The following is a 21,743-nucleotide window of genomic DNA, read 5'->3' as shown; positions in this document are numbered from 1 at the left end:
TACAATTTGAGTTGTCATTATTTATAAGAGCGTTGGGTTACTTCTATGTTTTCGAATACAAGGGGTTCCTTGTGTAATTCGGGAGCTGTGGCTTCGCCTTTATATTCCCACGCGGAAACATATTGGTAATGCTCGTCGTCCCGTTTCGCTTCACCTTCTTCCGTAACAGATTCCAAACGGCAGTGTCCGCCGCAGGATTCGTTACGATCCAAGGCATCGTGAGCCATCAGATCGGCGATCTCTAAGAAATCTGCTATACGTCCGGCTTTCTCCAACTCGTTGTTCATAGCGGTGAATTCTCCGGTGATACGAAGATCCTTGTAAAACTCTTCTTTTAGTTCGGCAATTAATTTTATTGCTTTTTGCAAACCCTCCGCGTCACGGGCCATTCCGATATAGTCCCACATGATATGTCCTAATAGTTTGTGGAAATGATCCGGAGACTTACTTCCTTTTATATCGTATAGTTTGCGCAAACGGTCGGTTACCCGTTTTTCTGCTTCATCGAATTCCGGTGTATTGGTTTTAATTTTCGGTGTTTGAATATCTTTTGCCAAATAATCACCGATGGTATACGGCAGTACGAAATAACCGTCGGCCAAGCCTTGCATCAAGGCAGAAGCACCGAGGCGGTTGGCGCCGTGGTCAGAGAAGTTACATTCTCCAATGGCATACAAACCCGGAATGGTAGTCATCAGGTTGTAGTCTACCCAAAGACCTCCCATGGTGTAGTGGATAGCCGGGTAGATCATCATCGGGTTGTTGTAAGGATCGACAGCCGTGATCTTTTCGTACATCTGGAACAAGTTTCCGTAACGTTTTTCGATGGTCTCTTTTCCCAAACGGTCGATGGCGTATTTGAAATCCAGGAACACGGCTTTACCCGTGTTATTTACTCCGAATCCGGCATCGCATCTCTCTTTGGCGGCACGGGAGGCCACGTCGCGAGGAACTAAGTTTCCGAATGCCGGATAACGACGTTCCAAGTAGAAGTCGCGATCTTCATCGGGTATATCGTTCGGGTTCAGAGTTCCGGCCTGTAATTTCTTAGCATCTTCTATTTTTTTCGGAACCCAAACACGACCGTCATTACGTAATGACTCGGACATCAGCGTCAGTTTACTTTGTTGTTCTCCGTGTACCGGAATACAGGTCGGGTGAATTTGTACGAAACAAGGATTGGCGAAAAATGCACCTCGTTTGTAAGCTTGCCATGCGGCACTTCCGTTACATCCCATGGCGTTTGTCGAGAGGAAGAACACGTTACCGTAACCTCCGGTTGCCAGTACAACGGCGTGTGCGCCGAAACGCTCGATTCTACCGGTTACCAAGTCGCGTGCGATGACTCCTCTTGCTTTTCCCTCGATAAGAACTACGTCTAAAACTTCATGGCGGTTATATACTTTAATTTGTCCTTTTTCGATTTGGCGATTCATGGCTCCGTAACAGCCAAGCAATAATTGTTGTCCGGTTTGACCGCGGGCATAGAACGTACGGCTAACCAAAGCACCTCCGAATGAACGGTTAGCCAAAAGGCCGCCGTAATCACGTGCGAAAGGAACTCCTTGAGCCACGCATTGGTCGATGATGGCATTACTTACTTCTGCCAGACGATATACGTTAGCTTCACGGGCCCGATAGTCTCCTCCTTTAATGGTTTCGTAAAACAACCTATAAACGGAGTCGTTATCGTTCGTGTAGTTTTTTGCTGCATTAATACCACCTTGTGCGGCGATGGAGTGAGCCCGGCGGGGGGAATCCTGATAACAGAAAGCGAGAACGTTATAGCCAAGTTCCGCGAGACTGGCAGCCGCGGATCCGCCGGCAAGTCCGGTACCTACGACAATAATATCTAATTTCCTTTTATTAGCAGGACTGACAACACCAATATGAGCTTTATGGTTCGACCATTTTTCTACTAACGGTCCTGCAGGTATTTTTGCGTCTAATTTTGTCATAACGAATAATTTTTAATTTTGATTTTTAGATTCAGATTTCTCATGGGAACTTAGCGGTTATTAGTTACCACCTAAACCCAAAATAAAATAGAGTGGGATAATACTGAATCCTACGGCAATGATAATCGCGAAAATTTTAGCAAGACATTCCAATCGTTTTCTCCAAATCTGGTTACAAAAACCGATGGATTGAAATGCCGACCAAAATCCGTGAGTGAGATGAAGACCTAAGAATACACCGCCTAAAATATAAATCAAACCGTAGATGATACTGGATTTAAACAATCCTGCTACCAAAGCGTAAGTGTTTTCCATGGCCACTCCATCCACGTCGATTTCCGTTAAAAGAGGATCTCCTGCAAACTTAATTTTCCACCAGAAGTTCCAGAGGTGTACAACCAAAAAGATTAAAACCAGTCCTCCCAGGATGTACATATTTCTGGAAGACCAGGTACAGTTGCCTGCTTGGTTCCGCAAATCGTACTTGACTGGACGTGCACTTCTGTTTTGGAGCGTTAAGATGGAGGCTAATACGATGTGAATGATAAATCCCAAAGCCAAAATCGGTTCGATGATTTTGATTAATGGATTGGTTGCCATGAAATGAGCTCCGATGTTAAATAACTCACCACTATTATCCACAATTAAAAGTAGATTTAGTGCCAAGTGAATGCACAAAAACGCAATAAGAAAAAGACCCGATAAACTCAGAATGATCTTTTTCCCGATCGACGATGTTAAGAAATTACTCATAATTAAGTCTATTTATTGATAACTATTTAAATTCTTTTGCGTCAACAAAAGTACCTTTTTTTCCGGCATATGGAACGCTTTCAGCTATTTTAAAATCATTCTAAATATAAAGAATTATTTCCGTAATTAAGGGGTATAAAGGGGAGTTTGTGTCGGTGTTGATAACGCCTTGTAAAGAACCTCTTGGATTTTGGTACGGATGTTTTCTTGAATAAGTTTATCGTTGTATTCATTGGGGAACGTTCTATTCGATAAAAATATGTATATCATTTTATTATCCGGATCATTCCAGGCGATTGTACCTGTAAAACCGCTGTGTCCGTAACTGGATGGGGGAGCCGCCGCGCAAGCGGGGCTGGTTTTGGAGGCATCCTGTTCAGGTTTGTCAAAGCCTAATCCCCGGCGATTTAGTTTTGCGGGTAATTGGGTGCTTGTGAAAAGGGCTACGGTTGCCGAGTCGATAAAGCGTTCTCCCCCGTATTCGCCGTGATTCAGATACATTGCCATGATTTTGGCTAAGTCTCCGGTGTTCGTAAAAAGACCTGCATTTCCGGATATACCGTTTAGTAGGGCTGCAATGGGATCGTGTACATATCCTTTTAGTCGGGATTTCCTAAAAACCTGATCTTCCGCCGAAGGTACGATGCGCTCCGGGTTGAGGGTCCGATAGGCTTGAAAAGCCGTGTTGTTTGCCCCGATGCGTTTAAATAGTTGTTCTTTACAAAAACGATCGAAAGAGGTCGATGTCTGTGATTCCGAAATATCTTTTAAAAGAACGAATCCGATATCGCTGTACGCGTATTTTTTTTGCGGCAATAATTCGCTATTCAGTAGGATCTCATGGATGGAATCCCTAAATTGTTTGTGAATATAGAAATGAGGAGATATTAGGGTGTAATCTTCTCGGGGTTCGTGGCAGAACGTACTGTCCCGGTAACTGAAATGCGGGTTCAGATAGAGGCGCTCTCGTAATTTTTGACAATTTTCTTTCGTTCTGCGCGGAGAAAACAAACGACCGGATAATTTTCCTTTATCTATGGCATGATAAAAAAAAGAAACGGCCGGTTTTAAGGCGGCCATATGCAGGAGAATTTCTCTAATCGTAATATTTGCCTTGTTCGTTTGTATGATTGGTGGATAGTAACGGGAAATCGGTGAATCCAACGCTATTTTTTTTTTATCGTAAAGCATCATTGTGGTAGGGAGTGTCGCCGCAATTTTTGTTACGGAGGCTATGTCGTAAATGTCGTTTGTCCGGTTCGGTTTTTTCTTTTGATAGGTATGATATCCGAAGGCTTTGTTATAGACTATATAGCCGTCTTTTGCCACAAGTACCTCGCAGCCGGGAGTCGCTTCTGCTTGTATGGCAGCCTGGCAGATGCTGTCGATGCGTTGTAATACAAAGCTATCCATTCCGCTTAAAACGGGGAGATGGTATCCTAATCGGATTTTGGGGGTCGTTAAGCCTGTTCCGGCAGGATAGCTGAGGTTGATACTGACCGGTAATTTCCCTTCTACGCGGATTCCCCCGAACAAGGCTTGAGCTGAAAATTCTTGTGCCGGAAGATCGTGGCTATAACTGATAAGTATTGCATCTACGGGGAGATAGCTGTATAGATCTACACCGTAGGGTGTAGCCGGGTGGCATAGAACGAGGCGTTTCCCTTTTAATTTTTTAATGATATTCGATAACTGTAACGAGGCTCCGAATTGCCGGGCTATACTGTTGCGCGCGGCGCTATTGTATATGATAATGCAGTTATATGAAGCTAATTTTTTGAGTAGTTGTTGTATCTTTTCCGGAGAAGCTTCATTGCTTATGGAAAAATGATCACACGGTGCATAGTTGGAAAGCATGTTCTCGAAGGCGGTCGCTTTTCGGTCGCCGAAGTTTAAGGAAGCCATACGCAACGTATCTAATTTTGTGAAGGGTAATAAAAGATCATTGTTTTTTATTAATGTAATTGCTTTGGCGTAAGCCGTTTGCAGGATTCCCGAATCTTGCGGCGTATTCAGGCGTTGGATGAGCCGGTTCGTATCAATCGGATAATAGGAAGGCATGACGTACTTTTCTTTCGCCAACAAGAGCTGCCTGCATCTTTCGTGGATGAGCTCTTCGCTTACTTTACCGTGTTTAATCGCTTCTTTTATTTTCTTGATTGAGGCGGCAATGTTTTCCGGAAACAGGAGAACGTTATTGCCTGCCATCAGGGCTAACAAGTCTGCTTTACCCTTGGCCCTTCCCAGAGTTACCCCTTTCATATTCATCGCATCCGTGAAACACAATCCTTCAAAACGGAGTCGGTTTCTTAAAAGTTCCGTCACGATACGGGGGGACAAGGAGGCGGGAAGATTGGCGGTATCGTAGGCCGGGACGTTCAGGTGGGAAACCATCACCCCCGGAACTCCCGCCTCAATGAGCTCCTTAAAGGGATATAACTCGACAGAATCTAAACGCGTTGCAGGGAATTTTATTAACGGAAGGGCCAAGTGCGAATCGACATCCGTATCTCCATGTCCCGGGAAATGTTTGGCTACAGCCATGACGTTTTGAGAACTCAATCCTTGCATGTAAGCAATGGATTTTTGGCTTACATTTTTTTTCTTTTCTCCGAAAGAGCGTATTCCGATAATCGGGTTTTTGGGATTGGTATTGATATCGACAACCGGAGCAAAATTGACATGAACTCCTAACAGGCGGCAGTCTTCACCGATCGATTGTCCGATGCGATAGATAAGATCGTTGTCGCGTATGGCTCCCAATAGTGTTTGATTCGGAAATTCCATAGCCTGTTTTATTCTCCAGCCGAGACCGCTTTCAGCATCCATCCCTATTAATAGAGGGATGGGAGATAGTTGTTGAAAATGATTGGTCATAAGGGCTTGACGGACAGGAGAACCTTGAAAGAAGATGATTCCTCCGACATGATACCGGGTGATGGTTTCTTCTAATTCTTTTTCATAATCGGCACCTTTGTTGCTGTAAGCGGCAATCATGAACAGTTGTCCGATTTTTTGGTCCAAAGTCATTGTCGAAAGGAGGGAATCTACTTTTCCGATAGTATCTTGTCCCCAGATCGTATGAGAGATAAGCAAACAAATTACAAGATTCAGAAGAATTTTATACATAGAACTTATACTTACCGATTATCGTTACCGGCAGGAACCTTTTTTCTGTTTTCCTGCATGAAACAAAAGTAGCAAAAAAGAAGAGGGTATAAACTTATTTTTACCCTCTTCTTTTTTAATGATTGTTAAAAACAATTATTTTAGCATTTCGGCTATTTTTGCTTTTAATTCGTTGCCTCTTAGGTTTTTGGCTACAATTTTATTGTTTGCATCCAACAATACGGTATGAGGTATTGCTCTTACTCCGTATAATTGCGCTACAGCCGATTGCCAACCTTTCAGATCGGAGCCTTGGTACCAGGTCAAACCGTCGTCTTGGATCGCTTTTTCCCAGTTCGCTTTGTCATTATCCAATGATACGCCTATGATCTCGAGACCTTTCGGATGGAACTCTTTGTAAAGAGCAACCACATGAGGATTCTCTTGCCGGCAGGGTCCGCACCAGGAGGCCCAAAAATCGATTAATTTAACTTTCCCTTTGATGTCGTATAGGGAAATGGTTCCTCCTTCCGGAGTGTCGAGCGTGAAATTCGGGGCTATTTGTCCTATGGCAACGCTCTCTTGTCGGGCAATGTGTTGAGCGATTTTTTGTCCGGGAATCGTTGCTTTGGCGTTTTCTCCCAGTAATGCGTATTTCCCTTTTAGTGCCTCTAACTCCATTTCTCCCATCATGGCGGCAACCATATGTGCCGATACGTAGGAGTCGGGGTTTGCTTTGATCAAAGAATCTTCTTTTGCCATCGCCTTTTCAACCAATTGGTTGTATACGTTGGCAATAGAGTCAGCCTTGGCTTGATTCTGAGCTTGTTGAGCTTGCATGTAGCTTTGATTCAGGACCTGTTGTTGCTTGTATACTCCTAATTGAATGTCGTTGAATTCATTGTTTAGTTTTTGGGCGGCTCCACCTTTTACGCTGGTTTCCATGGGGTTCATCGGATTTATTTTTACCGTGAACTTTTCATTTTCCAGAAAAATGGGTAATCCGCCTCTTTGACCTTGCACCGTTATAAACGCGGCGGTTATCCCTTTGACATTACCTTTGAATGTGAAATTACCATTTTTGATGTCAGAAGAGGCTAATGTATCTACCTTTCCGTTGTCTACGTTTACCATATAGGCCTTACCCTCTTTCAGACCTTCTATGTTTCCGGTTACCGTATAACCGCTTTGGTTATTACATGCTACAAGTGCTAAACCTGCTACTGCAAAAGTGAATAAAATTTTTCTCATGTTTTGGGTTTTTCAATATAAACTTTTTAATTACTAATTAATCTTGCTTTTCATGAACCATATCTCCTTAAAAGCAATATTAATTCTTACTTTAGCATATTTCTCCAGAATTAAATTGTCAGAACGGGTCCCTCTCATACCGAAATCGAAGGCAACGCCTAACATTAACTCTTGTGTCCGAAGTCGAACCGGAATCTGAGATCCGACCGTGATCCCATAAGTATTGATGGAATGATCGTTCAAATCTATATGGGACCTTGTAAAATACGTACCAGCCATATATTTGTTACGTTGCCACCAATAACGTCCGGTTGCATCCGGTTGGAAATATCCCCCTAATGCAGCTTTATGGTAATTTTTATACACTCTTTCTCCGCCAAATTCTTGATATTGAGACATGTTTTGAAACGTGTAGTCTCCGGAAATCAACCATCGTTTTTTATATTCGTAAGTCGTACCGATAATCATTTTGAAAGGATAATGAATATTCCCGTCTTCCCATTTTTCGTCATTGATAGGAGTTTGAACTCCGGTTGCCATACTGATTTTATAGGCTTCAAATGTTTTTTTCCCATGGAAATTGGTTCCGAAATTGAAACTGGTTCCTAAGGTCAGGTTTGAATTCTTGTTTAATTGTAACGGCAGTTGGGCTCCCATCGTGAATAGTGCATCGAAAACATTGGTTTGTGTTCGGGTTTTTAGATAATATCCACTACCGACAGGTAATATTTGTAAGGTCTGACGTTCTTCTAATTTACCGAATATCAGAGAGGAGTTTACTCCGATGGAGAGCTTTCCGAATTGATAAGCCAAACCGAGATAGGCTTCGTTTAAACCTCCTTCTCCCTCGATGTGTTGAAGAAAACGCATGCTCGGATCGCCGATTACTTCGTTGTTATACAAAATATCGTATCCGATATCGCTTTTTTCATTGAAACCGAAAGACATGAATAATTTTTTGTATAGTCTGAAAGCCATGTTTATAGAGGCATTTTGTGCGACTTGATATTTGGAGTGTTCCTTGTTCGTTGAAATATCAACGTATTCTCCGCTGACCCCCAATTGAAAATAGAAACGGAGCGTATCCAAAGCCGTATAAGAAGCCGGATTCATAAAGTTGATATTGTAATTGTCCCGCATGGCAACGGACACGCCGCCCATAGCCGTGTAAGGACCGTAATTATCGGGGAAAAGGCCTATACCATATTTGGAATACGGAGTACCTGAATTGTTTTGACCGAATGCGCTGATTGAACAAAGAAATATGACGATACTAAAAACTATTTTTCTCATAAAATTCATATTTGATAACTGCTTTATCATTTATATTGTGTATAATAGAGCCGTAAAACCGGAACTTCTTCCAGTACTACACGATTAAATGAGCTGCTGATATTTCCTTCCATTAGGTTTATTTTATCTTGCGAACGCAACGTACCGGGTAATCCTAACAATAGATGGATGTTTTGATCGATAGGAGGAACTCCGCTAACCAGACTGTTATAGTAATCCGTGATGTCTATGGTATATTTCCGATCGTTTACGTTCGTCGAATTTTGGTATAAGTATCCGTAAACCTGTTGTCCGCTTCCGTTCAACAGAATCCCTTTTAACCCGTTTTCCCGGTCAGACACGAACACTCCCAATTGTTTGGCATCCGGTACCTTGGAGTAGACGTTGAAATAGGGTTTTAATTCTATTTCGGCCCTGACGATGGTGCGATAGGAATCGATATTTTTGATAAAAGGCAAATTGAGCTTCAGCATGTATCCGTTCAGTCCCTGGACTACCCCCAATCCGCCTTTTACATACTGCAAAGAGTCGGTTTGGGTTACATGGGCCAATTCTTGCGGAGGATCGTTTTTGTAATTGGTAAAATTGTAATAACTGCCGGATGATCCTATTGTCGGAATATCAAACCAGTATTTGGTCTCTCCGAAATGATAGTAGCAACGTAAATACAGGTTGGCCGAAGTGGCGTCAATGGATATCAGGTTGCTGTTGTCTTTATCGGGAACAATGGATAGGCCTTTGAAGTAGCGTAAGAAATCCAGTCCATTGCTAAAGACGGTATCTCTTGCCCGCATAAGGTCAAAAAGTTTTTTCCCCAATTCATCGTCTACCTTAAAATAAGCTCTCGACAGGTACTCCTTTTGCGGATAAATTTTTAAAGTGGAGATGGGCGTGCTTGCCCGGGGAAGCGAATCCGTGTTATAGAAAAAAGGATTAAGGTAATCAAATTCAGGAAATTCTGTCAGTCTATATAGATAATAGGTCTGGTGTTGACTCGTATCTCCGGCAATGACTTGATTGTATCTGAAATGCAGGGTCAAGGAGTCGTAAACATATTCCCTCTCAAAATTCAGGTTTTTTTCATATCCCGTTTTAACCAGATGGAAATAAGGTATCGCTGTCGTTCTGCCCGTGAAATCGTCTTTTATCGATCCCATGATCATGTAGGGAAGACTGGAAGTGGGAAAAGAGTCCAAACGTATGGTGGAAGTTTTGTCTATATTATATTTTCGCACTTCCACGTAGCCGGTATTCGGAATCAGATTTTCCCCGATGGTATTTAAATCATTGTCACAAGCATACAATACAATAAAGAAAAAGCCTATCAGAAAGAATATTCTCATGTTGTAGTTTTATTTTGAATTAACAGAATGCGAAGGTATAACTATTTTCTAAAAAACCGAAAGGAGCGATTGTATTTTATCGGAATAAAGTGTAAAAAAGAATAACAAGATATATTTCACCTGTTTTTTTATTGGATTTGTAGATAAAATGTGTAGTTTTGCCTATCCTTTTTGGGTAGGAAAGATAAAAGTATAATTGAAAAGTTAGAAAATAACAATAAACAAATAGGTAAATAAATAAGTATGAGAACATTTAATTTTTTAGTTCTAGCTATTTTAGGTTTTTTCTTTGCATCCTGTGGATCAGATGACGACCATTTGGGTGACTGGGCGAAGGCTTCTCAGTTCGCGGGTTCCGATCGTTTGGGAGCTGTTTCTTTTGTAATTAACGATGTCGCATACGTGGGATTAGGATACGGTAATAATGATGCGGAGTATCAGGATTTTTGGAAATTCGATTACACGAGTGGTTCATGGACGAGGATTAACGATTTCCCGGGAGAGGCCCGTCATGCTGCCGTTGCTTTTGTTATCGGGAATAAAGCATACGTGGGTTCTGGTTACAGATCGAATACGAATACCACGACACTTAAATATTATGATGATTTTTGGGAGTTTGATCCGGTTGCTGACGGAGGAAAAGGAGCTTGGAGTCAAATAGATAATTTACCTGTTAAATGCCGGGATGCCGTTGCTTTTGCTAATGACAAATACGGTTATGTGGGTACGGGTCGTAATCGTGAAAACAATCAGGATCTCATCTACAAAGATTTTTATAAATTCGATCCGAAGGCCGGAGCCGGACAACAATGGAAAATTTTGGACGGGAAAAGTGGATTTATCGGAGATAAACGCTACGGTGCGTCTGCTTTCGTTGTAGGAGGTTATGCTTATGTTTGTTTAGGTACGGATGGTGCGGGTGTTTTGCGCGATATGAGTAAATTTGATTTCTCTACGGAAACATGGACTCCGATGGGTGCTTTGACAAATAAGCCGGATGTAAAACAGGATAAGGATTATGATCGTATTCCTCGTGCTTATGCTATCACGTTTATTTCCGATAAGGGAAAAGACGGACAGCCTTATGCCTATGTGGCTACAGGAATGGGAGGAACTGCTCCGAGAACTGTTTGGAGATACAATCATAACCGCGATCAATGGCATCAGATGGAAGACCTTTCTTATTATGCGGCTAATGTGACCATGGGAGTGGGATTTGCCGTGGGCGGTTACGGATACTATACGACCGGTGGTAGTGGTACGGATGAATACGGCGTTCGTGTTTATGCTGCTACTTGGAAATTTATTCCCGATGTTAAGGAAGATAAGAGAAACGATTATTAATCGTAGGATTTTGATCATAAAGAAAAGGGAGGCTTTGTGCTTCCCTTTTTTTTATTACCTTTAAGGCATGAAATAATAGACAACAGGAGCAGAAAAATGAAAAAGATTGTCTTCCTTATATTTTTTTGTTGGTGGGGATTGAGTCTGTCCGCTCAATGGAATACGACAAATATGATGCGTATGGGGCAAAGTGCCATTTATTTTGACGATTACGTGAGTGCCATTGAAAATTTCAATAATATTATACGGGTAAAGCCTTATTTGTCCGAGCCTTATTTTTTCCGGGGGTTGGCTAAGCTAAATCTGGAAGATTACGAGGGGGCCATTCAGGATTACACGAAGGCGATAGACCTGAATCCGAATTATTTTCATGCTTTTATGTACAGGGGTATAGCCTGGCATAACCTGAGAAGATACGAGCAAGCGCTGGAGGATTACAATACGGCTGTTTCTATAAATCCAGGAGATGCGTACGTGTATGCCAATAGGGCCATAACAAAGGCTGATATGGGAGATTATAAAGGGGCGGAAAAAGATTATTCGAAAGCTTTGATTATTGACAATAAACTATTGGCCGCTTATTTGAACCGGGCGATCATGCGGGATAAGCTCGAGGATGTGAACGGAGCTATCGCGGATTGTAATGCCGCGATCCGATTGAATATGTTTTCCGATGAAGCGTACGGTTTGAGGGGATATTTGAAATTTCAGCAGAAGAAATATCATGATGCCATAGAAGATTACAATCAGGGATTGAAGATAAATCCCCAAAATAAGAGAATATTGATGAGTCGGGCCTACGCTTGGTATGAAATGAAAAAATACAAAGAGACGTTGGATGATTATACCGCCGTGATACAGGTTGATAGTACTTATGCCTATGCGTACTATAATCGGGCTTTGTTAAGGGCAGAGGTAGGTGATTACAACCGCGCTATTGAAGATTTCGATCAGGTATTGAAAATGAACCCGGATAATATTCTGATCTATTTTAACCGGGGATTGCTGAAAATGGAGATAGAGGATTTAGACGGTGCTTATTATGATTTTACGGAGAGTATTTCGCTTTATCCCGATTTTGTAAAAGCTTATCAAGCTCGTTCCATGGTGAATTCACGGAAACACGATTACGCGGAGGCCGAGAAGGATCAGTACAAGGCGGCAGAGATTTTGGATCGTTATAAAAAGATGAAAGACGGAGATCGGAATGCTTTGGTCGATACGACGGAGAATTTCAGAAGACTGATAGACATCAATTCCCGTACGGACAGGATAAAAGATGTCATTAACGGTCGTTTGCAGGATAAGGAGGTGATTATAAGATTGCAGGATGTATTTTTGGTACAGTACCTGGACATAGATACCTTGAGGAAAGGTAAGGTCCAGTATTTCAATAAGCATATTATGACTTATAATCAATCTCATAATTACAATCCGGCATTGACTATATCCGATAAAAAGTTTCATTTCCCGTTAGAATTTTTAGATAATCAGATACGAGTTTTGTCGGAGAGGATAGGACGGGATAAAGATGATATAGAAGCCCTTTTGTTAAGGGGAGGTTTTTATTTGGAACTCGGAAGATATACCGACGCGATAGAGGATTTCAAGGCGATTTTGGTACGAGATCCGAATCATTTGTTTGCCCGGTTAAATCTGGCCGGAGCCCGGATGAAGATGTATGATTACATCGAGTCCGTTGAAGAGAAAACCTCCCGAGTCGTCGGGGAGGATAAAAAGGTCGTGCGGGTTGTCGATTATTCCACGGTATTAGAAGATTACAACAAATGCTTGGAGATCGATCCCGATTTCGTATTCGCGATGTTTAATATTGCTAACGTTTACGCGAAGAGCGGAAAAGTGGATGAGGCTATCGATCTGTATACCCAATTATTGGAAAAGGATAAAGATATTGCCGAAGCCTATTACAATAGAGGGTTGTTGTATATTTACAAGGGAAATAAAGCTCAGGCCAATGCTGATCTCAGTAAAGCGGGTGAATTGGGAATTACGGACTCTTACAATATTATTAAACGCTATTGTTCCGTGGAGCAGGATCGTTAATCAGAAATTTCGGATTCTCCATTCTTTTGGGTAATAATTATTGATTCGGTTTCCTACTTCTTTTACCCATCCCAAGGGGGTAGAGAGGTAGGATATCAGGATCCATTCTCCTTGAGGAGCCTCGAACCGCAGCTCTTCTTTTTTAAGGTATCGAATCGCTGTCTGTAAATCTACCTCTTGTATCCGTATATTGTTTTTTGCCAGAACCGGAGATAGGGCCAAAGCATGTGTCGGTTTGTTTTTTCCTTTTATGACTTCGCCTAATTCGCACCCTTTGTACAATAGGTCGACTTTTGAGGATAATTGTTGAATAAAATCAGCATGTTCCCGGGGGATGATTCCTATCGTGTCTCCTTTCTGATAGGCATAGTAAAGATCGGGATTCCGTAGGTAGATGTCGAATTCTTTCGGCAGGTCGATCTCTTTGTTTTTATTGTTCCGTTTTTCTTTTTTGATTTGGAATCTTTCTCCGTTGTTTTTTTGCATTACGCCTATGAAAAATCCTTCTCCTCGCGAGTGATGGGGATAAAAACGATATCCGTGAGCGGAAGATTTTGCTTTCGTGATCTCTTCGAAAGGATGTCGTATCTCGATGGAGGTGGCATCGTAATGGGTTAAAAGCCATTCTAATATTTTCTCATTTTCTCCCGGATTATAGGTACATGTGCTGTAAATCAGATATCCTCCGGGAGCTAAGGCGTTCCAGATGTCCGATAGAATCCGTTTTTGCCTTTCTTCGCATAGACGTAAGTTGTTTTCGCTCCACTCTTCAATGGCTTTGGGGTCTTTCCGAAACATACCTTCGCCCGAACAGGGGGCATCTACCAGAATAAGATCGAAGGCTCCGGTGAAAGAGGAAAATTGACGCGGATCGCTTTGGGTAATGACCGTATGGTCGTTCCCCCATTTGATCATATTTTCTTTTAGGATTACGGCTCTGGATTTAATGACTTCATTTGAAACCAATAAGGAACCCTGGGGAAGTCTTGCGGCCAACAGGGTGGATTTTCCTCCGGGGGCGGCACATAAATCCAAAACTCTCAATGGATTATGGCCCGTAATTTGCTGAAGGACTGTTTGGAGAAACATGGAAGAGGCTTCTTGCACGTAGTAAACTCCCCCGTGTAGGAACGGGTCTAAAGTAAACAGGGGTCTCTCTTTCAGGTAAAATGCATTGTTGCACCAGGGAACCGGGGTGTCGAGCAAGTTTTGGAAGGGGGGCAGGGACGTTTGTTTGTGTGGATTCAATCGGATGGAAACAGGAGACGCGTTATGTAATGCTTCGAAGAAATCCGACGCTTCTTGTCCGAGAATTTGACTCATGCGTTCGCTGAAAAGAGTTGGTAATTGCATCATACAGGTGTAGATTAAACGGACAAAATTAATGAATTATTTGTGATATGTTTTACCTTTGCCGTATTGCTGATAATAAATTTAAATGAAAAATAAATGATAAGAGTTCGGGAGAATTATAATTTGAAAGCGCATAATACATTTAGCATGGATGCGACCTGTAAGTATTTCGTGGAAAGTGATCGGGAAAAAGAGCTTTCAGAGTTTGTAACGGATTACGAGTTGAACCCGGAAGAAATTATCATTTTAGGCGGAGGAAGTAATTTTTTGTTTACGACGGATTTTCCGGGAGTTGTTTTTTATCCGCTAATGGAGGGATATACTATTCTGCGGGAAGATGAACATGAGGTACTCGTTCAGGTCGGGAGCGGCGTCGTGTGGGATGATTTTGTGGCTTGGGCGGTTGAACGCGGGTATTACGGTATAGAAAATTTGTCGTTGATCCCCGGACATGTCGGGGCTACTCCGGTTCAGAATATAGGGGCTTATGGAGTCGAGGTGAAAGAGGTTATATCCGGGGTACGGGCAATTGACCTGCAGACGGGGAAGGTTGTTGGCTTCCATGCCGATCAATGTCGTTTCGGATACCGGGATTCGATTTTTAAGCATGAATGGAAAAATCGGTTTATCATTACGTATGTTACTTTTTGTCTCTCCAAGCGGTCTCGTTTTAATTTGAATTACGGGAGCATCCGGGAGGAGGTCGATCGATTGGGCGGGGTATCGTTAGCAAATGTACGACAGGCTGTGATACGCGTTCGTAATACTAAATTACCCGATGTAAAGGTATGGCCCAACGCGGGAAGTTTTTTTAAAAATCCCGTGGTTCCTAAAGAGTTGTCGGATGCTCTTTCGAAAAGTTACCCGCAACTTCCTTTGTATCCCGTAGATGACGAGCGGGTAAAGGTGGCTGCAGGTTGGTTGATTGAGGCTGCCGGATGGAAAGGGAAGGGTATCGGAAACGCCGGGGTTCATGATAAACAAGCGTTGGTATTGATAAATAAAGGAGAGGCCAATGGAGTTGAAGTGGCCCATTTGGCTAACGAGATAAAAAAATCAGTTTTTTTGAAATTCGGTATTTGGTTAGAATCGGAGGTCAATATAATTTGAGCTCCTGAACATGTGTATCTGATTTGTAATTAGTAAACCAAAGTTATATAAAATGTTGAAGCATATTGACAAGATAAAGATTTGCACGCATTACACCGATTTGAGGGAGAGGCTTTTCGTGAAAACGTTATGTGATTTATTTAATGATATTGCTAACGAGCAAACGTTGTCGCTGAAATTCGATGTGGGGACTCTGAATGCTCGGGGGTTGACCTGGATGTTGCATAAATTGCATATCGTGGTGTCGCATATGCCGCGGAAAGATGATACCGTTATTTTGGAGACTTGGCCCTCCGGAATCGATCGTCTGTTTGCTCTTCGGGATTTTCAAATGATGACGACGGAAGGTGAGGTCTTGTTAAGGGCGACCTCGGAATGGATGGTTATCGATCTGGCTCGCCGTCGTCCCGTGCGTTTGCCGGAGGTGGTAATTGAAGCGGCTAAATCTTGTGAAGGCTTTGAAAGAAAACTTGGTTTTGATTTGAATACCAAAGAAGTTCCTTCCGAGTACGAATCGGGACGCCATTTCGTGGCTACTTATGATAACATTGACTTTAATAAGCATGTGACGCAGGCTACTTATGTCGGATGGGTGACCAATTCGTTGTCTTTTGATTTTTTGAAAAATCACGAATTAAGAGAGTTAGAGATCGTGTACGAGCATGAGATTATGCCGGATAGTGAGATATATTCTTGCCAACAACGGGTTGAGGAGAAGGAAGGCGAAATCGTTATTTTTCACCGGGTGATGAATGAAACTTGTGAAAAGACGCATTGTGTGGCCAAAACCGTTTGGTGCGAGATGAAGACAGGGGAGTAAGATATAAGGTATATTTGGGGGATCGACTTGGATTATCGCGTATTTTTTGGGGGGATATCTTTCTTTTTTTGGAGAAAAAAAATATCTTTGCAGCGTTAAATGCCCAAGTGGTGAAATTGGTATACACGCTACTTTGAGGTGGTAGTGGCCGTTCGGCTGTGCAAGTTCGAGTCTTGTCTTGGGCACAAATCCTGCTAACGTGATGTTGGCAGGATTTTTATTTTGGATGGGAAGGTTTTGGATTATGGGCGATTTGCTTTACTTTTGCATTCATACCGGAGAATGAAAAGGATATGCGCTTTGTTGTCGGTTGATGTTTTAATTTTTGGGAGGTATATTATCGGTAAGCGGCGTAACCTGTGTTTGGATTACCGTAGAAGTAAAGCGGGGAGTAATAACGAATAAAGTTTATGGAAGAACAGTTGGAATCTCTTTTTAAATCGTACGCGGGACATGCGGTAAAGAGCGTGGATGCTTTGCCTTTATCCGGTTCTGCAAGAAAATATTATCGTATGCGAGACGAGAGGTTTTCCTGCATCGGCGTGTACCATGAAAACTTGAGGGAAAACCGGTTGTTCGTTGAATTTTCCCGGAATTTTAAAGAAAAGGGATTGCATGTACCTGAAATATATCGGGTGTCGGAAGACGGAAAGTGTTATTTGCAGGAAGATCTCGGAACGGATATGCTGTTGGATATCGTGGAGCGGGAACGGGAGGAAAAGGGATTGAGCGAACACACGATGGAATTGTATAGAAAGTCTTTGTCTGAATTATTGCGTTTTCAATGGATAGGGGGGAAAGGATTGGATTATTCGGCTTGTTTGCCTCGTCCTGTTTTTGATGAGCGTTGTATTCGTTGGGATTTGAATTATTTTAAGTATTGCTTTTTACGGTTGGCCGGAGTGGAGGCGGACGAGGAGAAATTGGAGAATGATTTTGACCGGTTGACAAAGCATTTGGTGGTTGTGGCAGCCGATTGTTTTATGTTCCGAGACTTTCAGTCACGAAATATCATGGTGTCGGATGATGATGTTTATTTTATCGATTACCAGGGAGGACGTCGGGGAGCATTGCATTATGATGTGGCTTCTTTGTTGTATGATGCCGTGGTGAAGATGCCGGAAAAGCAAAAAAATGAATTACTGGATTATTATATCCGGCGACTGTCTATTTATAGTGAAGAGCGGGCGAAGATATTTCGTAAGGCTTATTATCATTTTGTGTTGATACGTCTTTTGCAGGCTATGGGGGCTTTCGGTTTGAGGGGTATACACGAAAGGAAACAACATTTTATTGATTCTATTGTTCCCGGATTACGGGGAATTGCGACGTTGTGCGGTTCAGGACAACTGGGAAAAGAATATCCTGAAATTCTACGGGTCGTAGAGAGCGCTTTAAAAAATACTTCGTACCTTTGCACGCCGAAAGAGAATGAATAATTATTAAATAAAGTATAATATGAATAGTGTAGCTGAGCAGGTAGCTTCTCATTTATTGCAAATAAAAGCTATTAAATTGCAACCTTCTGACCCTTTTACCTGGGCTTCCGGCTGGAAATCGCCGATTTACTGTGATAACCGTAAGACATTATCCTTCCCGGAAGTTCGTACCTATATCAGGGATCAGTTCGTCGAATTAATTCGGAGTAAATATCCTCAAGTGGAGGTCATTGCCGGTGTTGCTACCGGAGCGATAGCGCAAGGAGCATTAGTTGCTCAGGAGTTAGGCTTACCGTTTGTGTATGTCAGGTCTTCGGCTAAAAATCACGGATTGGAGAATTTGATTGAGGGGGACTGTAAGCCCGGACAGAAGGTGGTAGTGGTTGAGGATTTGATTTCAACAGGCGGCTCCAGCTTGCAAGCCGTGGAAGCTTTGCGGAACGCTGGTTGTAACGTGTTGGGATTGACTGCTATTTTTACATACGGTTTTCAGAAAGCGGAAGATAATTTTGCTGCTGCTCATTGTGCTTTGGACACATTGAGTAATTATGGGGCGATGATCGATTTAGCCGTGAGGACGGGTTATGTTCATTCGAATGAGGTTGAAAAATTGAAAGAGTGGAGATTGAGTCCTGAAACCTATAAATAAATATTGTTTATGTCTACAAAGGTTGTAAGCGATGTTCAGAAAATTGAATGTACAATAGATAAGGTTTATAATTTTCTTTCCGACTTCAATCGGATAGGGACCATTATTAATATGGCCCGCCAGATGGGAGGGGAACAGATGGCTTCTATTTCGGATAAAATTGAAGATATTCGTACGACGGAGGATAGCTGTTCTTTCATAATCAAAGGCGTGGGGGAGATGGGAATGAAAATAGTGGAGCGGGAAGAGCCTAAACTCATAAAATTGGGAGGAGACGGACGTGTTCCTTTTGATTTTAGTATGTGGATTCAATTGTTGGAGAATGGACCTTACGACACCCGTATGCGGATCACTTTTGAGGCGGATTTGAATGTCGTGATGAAAATGATGCTGAAAGGAAAACTGGAAAAAGGAATAAATCAACTGGCTGAAGGTTTGGCTAAAATACCGTATGGATTATTACCATAAAAAAAGAGGCTTAAGCCTCTTTTTTTATTTTGATAAATCGTCGAAATCAATGTCATCGAAATCATTGCTTCTGTCTTGATGAGATTCCGGCAACTCGCCGTTCAGAGCCGCTTTAATATATGCTACAGCCTCATCCAGGCCTTCTGCAAATTTTTCAAAATCCTCTTTATACAAGAAAATTTTATGTTTCTCGTAGTTTTGATTACCTTCTTTGTCAAATTTTTTCTTACTCTCGGTAATCGTTAAATAATAATCATTATTACGAGTAGCTTTTACATCGAAAAAATAGGTCCTTTTCCCTGCTCTCACTGGTTTTGAATAGATCTCTTCCCGATCATTCATTTCCATACCTTCATTTTTTTCGTATCCTTCCATGTTAAATTAAAGTTTAAATTTGAGTTTTCGTCTCAAATGTAGGAAAAAACAACATAAGAACATCTTTTTTTTTCAATATTTTTTATTTTGACAATCAGTAAGTTGTATGAAATAAGCTGGTGCATGTGCTGGAAAGGTCAGTATTCAAGCTTAAAATGAAGGATTTGAACGTAACTTTTTCTTCGTTTTTTCGTAGAAAAATAGTTTTGAAATTCGGTATTGGGAGGAAGAGCAACCGATTATATTGTTCTAAAAGGAATAAAAATATATCTTTGTCGTTCGTAAACATTGAAAATTTTTAACGATGGAAACAGTAGTAAGCGGAATTAGACCTACGGGTAATTTGCATTTAGGAAACTATTTCGGTGCGGTAAAGAGTTTTATTCAGATGCAGAATGAATATAATTGTTTCTTTTTTATTGCCGATTGGCATTCGTTGACTACGCATCCTCGTCCGGACGATATCATGGGAAGTGTCCGAAAGATTTTAGCCGAATACTTAGCTTGTGGCATAGATCCGGAAAAATCGGCGATCTATGTTCAGAGTGACGTGAAGGAGATTTTGGAACTATACCTTTTCCTGAATATGAATGCTTATTTGGGTGAATTGGAGCGTACGACAACATTTAAGGAAAAAGCCCGGAAACAGCCTGATAACGTGAATGCCGGATTATTGACGTATCCGACGCTTATGGCCGCTGATATTATTATTCATAAAGCACATAAAGTACCGGTTGGTAAAGATCAGGAGCAGAATATGGAGATGGCTCGTAAATTTGCCCGGAGATTCAATACGATGTATGGCCGGGAGTTTTTTCCGGAACCGGCTTCATTTACCTTTTCCAAGGAAGCGGTGAAGATTCCCGGTTTGGATGGTTCGGGGAAAATGGGTAAATCCGAGGGTAACGCCATATACTTGATCGATGATGCCGCTACAATTCGTAAAAAAGTGATGAAAGCGGTAACCGATAGCGGGCCGACTGAACCTAATAGCATAAAGCCTGAGGTGATACAAAATTTATTTACTTTAATGGAAGTGGTTTCCGACAAAGATACTTATGCTTATTTCAATGATAAGTATAATGCTTGCGAGATTCGTTACGGGGATATGAAAAAGCAGTTAGCCGAAGATATTATTCAATTTTGTACCCCCATCCGAGAGCGGATTCTGGAATACTCGGCCGATCCAGTTTATTTGGATAAGATTGCGGCTATGGGAGCTGAAAAAGCAAGAACGAGTGCGGAGAAGACGATAAAGGAAGTTCGGGAAATCATCGGATTCCGTCCTTAAGGGTATTTTAATTCAGGTTTATTATGTACGAATATATTAAAGGAATACTGATAGAGGCTACCCCTGCCTATGTGGTTGTCGAATGTGGAGGAATCGGATATAATATTCATGTATCGTTGAATACTTATTCTAAGATCGCTTCGGAACGAGAGGTTTTGCTTTATATTCATCAAGTTATACGGGAAGATGTACATCTGTTTTATGGTTTTTTCACCAAAGAGGAGCGGAGTTTGTTTCGTTCTTTGATATCAGTTTCGGGGATTGGGGCGAATACGGCAAATGTCATGTTGAGCTCTATGAGTGTGGAAGAGATTACCGGGGCTATCGTAACCGAAAATGTAAATGCGATTAAGAGTGTGAAGGGAATAGGTATAAAAACGGCTCAAAGGGTAATTATCGAGTTAAAGGATAAAGTAGGTAAGGAGGGTGTGGTATTGGAAAATATGGGAGTATTGTCCAATACGATGAAAGAGGAGGCTTTAGCGGCTTTGATGATGCTCGGTTTTGCACGTGCGCAGGTGGTAAAGACGTTGGATAAAATATATGCTACCGGACATGTAAGCAGTGTGGAGGAGTTGATCAAATTAGCTTTAAAACAATTGTGAAAACCGGGGATAAGAAGATGACGGGAGCGGGAGATTTAGTGGTTAGACGATTTCGTGATTTGAGAATTTGCAATTTACTGTTGTTGTCTTTGCCCGAAAGTCGTTGAGAGATAGACGGGATAGCGATTGCGTTATTTTTTTTTGAAAAAATAAGGCGTAAAAATTTGGAAAGGGATAGATTCATTTTTTATCTTTGCACCCGCTTTCGAGAGAGAAAGAGTTCATGACGTTAGAAAGGAATGGTGGGAGGTGGAGTAGTCATGAGGAGGTGAATGGTGGATGATTTTTCCGGCGGGGAGAGCATGGAGAGTTGAAAAAAAACTTTTAAAAAAGTGGAGGAAAAATTTGGAAGTTGAAAATTAAGCCCTACTTTTGCACCCGCTTTCCGCGGGAAGATCGAGGGGAAGAGAGCTAAATAAGCAGACGAGTTCTTAAAGATATTGAAGTGACAAAAAGCGAGCGTAGCTTTTGATGACGAGAGTTGTCAGGAGCGCGAGAATTAAACCGGGACAGGAAGAA

Annotated in this window: 17 protein-coding genes and 1 tRNA gene; 10 read left to right on the top strand and 8 right to left on the bottom strand. The window is 41.9% G+C overall.

What is annotated here, in order from left to right; all coding sequences use genetic code 11:
* Positions 1-17 precede the first annotated feature (17 nt).
* From NVS78_RS00090 to NVS78_RS00065, 6 genes are all read right to left on the bottom strand, one after another.
* Positions 18-1,958, bottom strand: a complete 1,941-nt coding sequence (locus tag NVS78_RS00090; protein WP_286357380.1) for a fumarate reductase/succinate dehydrogenase flavoprotein subunit — start codon at positions 1,956-1,958, stop codon at positions 18-20.
* Positions 1,959-2,018: 60 nt separating this feature from the next.
* Positions 2,019-2,711, bottom strand: a complete 693-nt coding sequence (locus NVS78_RS00085; RefSeq protein WP_286357379.1) for a succinate dehydrogenase cytochrome b subunit — start codon at positions 2,709-2,711, stop codon at positions 2,019-2,021.
* 126 nt (positions 2,712-2,837) lie between these two features.
* Positions 2,838-5,840, bottom strand: a complete 3,003-nt coding sequence (locus NVS78_RS00080; RefSeq protein ID WP_286357378.1) for a serine hydrolase domain-containing protein — start codon at positions 5,838-5,840, stop codon at positions 2,838-2,840.
* 135 nt (positions 5,841-5,975) lie between these two features.
* A complete protein-coding gene (locus tag NVS78_RS00075; protein ID WP_286357377.1) occupies positions 5,976-7,070 on the bottom strand; it encodes a TlpA disulfide reductase family protein in 1,095 nt (364 codons plus the stop codon).
* A 33-nt stretch (positions 7,071-7,103) separates the two neighbouring features.
* On the bottom strand, positions 7,104-8,363 hold the full coding sequence (gene bamG / locus NVS78_RS00070) for a BamG family beta-barrel-assembly machinery protein (RefSeq protein ID WP_286357376.1): 1,260 nt from the start codon (positions 8,361-8,363) through the stop codon (positions 7,104-7,106).
* A 26-nt stretch (positions 8,364-8,389) separates the two neighbouring features.
* Positions 8,390-9,706 (bottom strand): DUF4270 family protein, encoded by a 1,317-nt coding sequence (locus NVS78_RS00065; protein WP_286357375.1) that lies wholly within the window; start codon positions 9,704-9,706, stop codon positions 8,390-8,392.
* A gap of 243 nt (positions 9,707-9,949) precedes the next feature.
* Here NVS78_RS00065 and NVS78_RS00060 point away from each other — a divergent pair, with 243 nt between their 5' ends.
* Together NVS78_RS00060 and NVS78_RS00055 are read left to right on the top strand one after the other, a co-directional pair.
* Positions 9,950-11,050, top strand: coding sequence for a Kelch repeat-containing protein (locus NVS78_RS00060; RefSeq protein WP_286357374.1), 1,101 nt, complete (start codon positions 9,950-9,952; stop codon positions 11,048-11,050).
* Positions 11,051-11,146: 96 nt separating this feature from the next.
* On the top strand, positions 11,147-13,114 hold the full coding sequence (locus tag NVS78_RS00055; RefSeq protein WP_286357373.1) for a tetratricopeptide repeat protein: 1,968 nt from the start codon (positions 11,147-11,149) through the stop codon (positions 13,112-13,114).
* On the opposite strand, the gene NVS78_RS00050 is transcribed toward NVS78_RS00055, so the two are convergent.
* Positions 13,115-14,470 (bottom strand): methyltransferase RsmF C-terminal domain-like protein, encoded by a 1,356-nt coding sequence (locus NVS78_RS00050; protein WP_286357372.1) that lies wholly within the window; start codon positions 14,468-14,470, stop codon positions 13,115-13,117. It lies immediately after the preceding gene.
* Positions 14,471-14,563: 93 nt separating this feature from the next.
* Between NVS78_RS00050 and murB the strand changes: the two genes are divergently transcribed.
* The 6 genes from murB (at position 14,564) to NVS78_RS00020 (ending at position 18,953) form a co-directional block, all read left to right on the top strand.
* Complete coding sequence (gene murB / locus NVS78_RS00045; RefSeq protein ID WP_289623338.1) at positions 14,564-15,577, top strand: UDP-N-acetylmuramate dehydrogenase; 1,014 nt, start codon at positions 14,564-14,566, stop codon at positions 15,575-15,577.
* Positions 15,578-15,629: 52 nt separating this feature from the next.
* Positions 15,630-16,397, top strand: coding sequence for an acyl-[acyl-carrier-protein] thioesterase (locus tag NVS78_RS00040; RefSeq protein ID WP_286357371.1), 768 nt, complete (start codon positions 15,630-15,632; stop codon positions 16,395-16,397).
* Positions 16,398-16,498: 101 nt separating this feature from the next.
* Positions 16,499-16,582 (top strand) — tRNA-Leu (locus NVS78_RS00035).
* A 225-nt stretch (positions 16,583-16,807) separates the two neighbouring features.
* A complete protein-coding gene (locus NVS78_RS00030) occupies positions 16,808-17,836 on the top strand; it encodes an aminoglycoside phosphotransferase family protein (RefSeq protein ID WP_286357370.1) in 1,029 nt (342 codons plus the stop codon).
* A gap of 19 nt (positions 17,837-17,855) precedes the next feature.
* The gene (pyrE, locus tag NVS78_RS00025; protein ID WP_286357369.1) at positions 17,856-18,485 is read left to right on the top strand and encodes an orotate phosphoribosyltransferase; all 630 of its coding nucleotides are present in this window, start codon (positions 17,856-17,858) and stop codon (positions 18,483-18,485) included.
* A 9-nt stretch (positions 18,486-18,494) separates the two neighbouring features.
* Positions 18,495-18,953, top strand: a complete 459-nt coding sequence (locus tag NVS78_RS00020) for an SRPBCC family protein (RefSeq protein WP_059026555.1) — start codon at positions 18,495-18,497, stop codon at positions 18,951-18,953.
* A gap of 24 nt (positions 18,954-18,977) precedes the next feature.
* Here the strand turns inward: NVS78_RS00020 and NVS78_RS00015 are convergent, their stop codons facing one another.
* Entirely contained in the window at positions 18,978-19,328 is a 351-nt protein-coding gene (locus tag NVS78_RS00015; RefSeq protein ID WP_041502937.1) for a DUF3276 family protein, read from the bottom strand.
* A gap of 304 nt (positions 19,329-19,632) precedes the next feature.
* On the opposite strand from NVS78_RS00015, the gene trpS reads away from it, so the two are divergent.
* Both trpS and ruvA read left to right on the top strand, forming a co-directional pair.
* Positions 19,633-20,619, top strand: a complete 987-nt coding sequence (gene trpS / locus NVS78_RS00010; protein WP_041502938.1) for a tryptophan--tRNA ligase — start codon at positions 19,633-19,635, stop codon at positions 20,617-20,619.
* Positions 20,620-20,642: 23 nt separating this feature from the next.
* The gene (gene ruvA, locus NVS78_RS00005) at positions 20,643-21,224 is read left to right on the top strand and encodes a Holliday junction branch migration protein RuvA (protein WP_286357368.1); all 582 of its coding nucleotides are present in this window, start codon (positions 20,643-20,645) and stop codon (positions 21,222-21,224) included.
* Positions 21,225-21,743 lie beyond the last annotated feature (519 nt).

The sequence above is a fragment of the Gabonibacter chumensis genome, assembly GCF_024741215.1.
In the GTDB taxonomy this organism is placed as follows: Bacteria; Bacteroidota; Bacteroidia; order Bacteroidales; family Marinifilaceae; genus Gabonibacter; species Gabonibacter massiliensis.
The sequence above is the reverse complement of the archived record's forward strand: the minus strand, read 5'-3'. Positions and strand labels throughout refer to the sequence as shown.

Bases quoted from the DNA above. Each gene is read 5' to 3' on its own strand.
- NVS78_RS00090 (WP_286357380.1), bottom strand. From the start codon at position 1,958: ATGACAAAATTAGACGCAAAAATACCTGCAGGACCGTTAGTAGAAAAA.
- NVS78_RS00020 (WP_059026555.1), top strand. From the start codon at position 18,495: ATGTCTACAAAGGTTGTAAGCGATGTTCAGAAAATTGAATGTACAATA.
- trpS (WP_041502938.1), top strand. From the start codon at position 19,633: ATGGAAACAGTAGTAAGCGGAATTAGACCTACGGGTAATTTGCATTTA.
- NVS78_RS00080 (WP_286357378.1), bottom strand. From the start codon at position 5,840: ATGTATAAAATTCTTCTGAATCTTGTAATTTGTTTGCTTATCTCTCAT.
- NVS78_RS00055 (WP_286357373.1), top strand. From the start codon at position 11,147: ATGAAAAAGATTGTCTTCCTTATATTTTTTTGTTGGTGGGGATTGAGT.
- NVS78_RS00050 (WP_286357372.1), bottom strand. From the start codon at position 14,470: ATGATGCAATTACCAACTCTTTTCAGCGAACGCATGAGTCAAATTCTC.
- NVS78_RS00040 (WP_286357371.1), top strand. From the start codon at position 15,630: ATGTTGAAGCATATTGACAAGATAAAGATTTGCACGCATTACACCGAT.
- bamG (WP_286357376.1), bottom strand. From the start codon at position 8,363: ATGAGAAAAATAGTTTTTAGTATCGTCATATTTCTTTGTTCAATCAGC.
- pyrE (WP_286357369.1), top strand. From the start codon at position 17,856: ATGAATAGTGTAGCTGAGCAGGTAGCTTCTCATTTATTGCAAATAAAA.
- NVS78_RS00075 (WP_286357377.1), bottom strand. From the start codon at position 7,070: ATGAGAAAAATTTTATTCACTTTTGCAGTAGCAGGTTTAGCACTTGTA.
- NVS78_RS00065 (WP_286357375.1), bottom strand. From the start codon at position 9,706: ATGAGAATATTCTTTCTGATAGGCTTTTTCTTTATTGTATTGTATGCT.
- NVS78_RS00060 (WP_286357374.1), top strand. From the start codon at position 9,950: ATGAGAACATTTAATTTTTTAGTTCTAGCTATTTTAGGTTTTTTCTTT.
- NVS78_RS00015 (WP_041502937.1), bottom strand. From the start codon at position 19,328: ATGGAAGGATACGAAAAAAATGAAGGTATGGAAATGAATGATCGGGAA.
- NVS78_RS00030 (WP_286357370.1), top strand. From the start codon at position 16,808: ATGGAAGAACAGTTGGAATCTCTTTTTAAATCGTACGCGGGACATGCG.
- NVS78_RS00085 (WP_286357379.1), bottom strand. From the start codon at position 2,711: ATGAGTAATTTCTTAACATCGTCGATCGGGAAAAAGATCATTCTGAGT.
- ruvA (WP_286357368.1), top strand. From the start codon at position 20,643: ATGTACGAATATATTAAAGGAATACTGATAGAGGCTACCCCTGCCTAT.
- murB (WP_289623338.1), top strand. From the start codon at position 14,564: ATGATAAGAGTTCGGGAGAATTATAATTTGAAAGCGCATAATACATTT.